Annotated in this window: 1 pseudogene; it reads right to left on the minus strand. The window is 55.8% G+C overall.

Annotated features, from left to right (window positions below):
• Positions 1–185: 185 nt before the first annotated feature.
• Positions 186–525, minus strand: a pseudogene (locus HMPREF2874_RS06835) (peptide ABC transporter ATPase); the annotation flags it as partial.

Below are 525 nucleotides of genomic sequence, written 5' to 3' on the forward strand. Positions count from 1 at the left end.
CGGTCACCCACACTCAACTCGGAAGAGCCGGTTTAGCGTCTTCTGCCATGGTTTTTAACTACGACTATAGACACTAACCTATGGCACAATTTTTCGGCACAGCACGGTAAAACAAAAACGGCCCCGGACGCACATGCATCCGGAGCTGCCTGCTGCGGTTATTTATATGTTGTGTTAGAAGTGGTTTACATGTCGGGCCAGTCGCGGTGTAGCGAGTACTCCGTGTCCCCGTCGCCATTGTCGTTTAGATGCCAGCGCTGGCCGGTACGGATGTCAGCCTTGCGTAGGCGCGGGTTCGGGTTATCCTTTTTACCCATGGTGGGGTCGTTCTTGCAGCCCCAACGAGTGTCGTCTTCATCGCAGGTGCCGCCGACGCGTCCCACATCAACCCACCACACACGAATCAGTAGCGGGTCAACGGTATCTTTCGTCAGCACAACATCCAGCGCCTGCCACGCACCACCATTAACACGGAACCGGCCCGCATACGAGACGGTTGCGTAGGCATGGAAATTACCCGAACGC

The organism is Rothia sp. HMSC068F09 (assembly GCF_001812775.1).
Classification (GTDB): Bacteria; Actinomycetota; Actinomycetes; order Actinomycetales; family Micrococcaceae; genus Rothia; species Rothia mucilaginosa_A.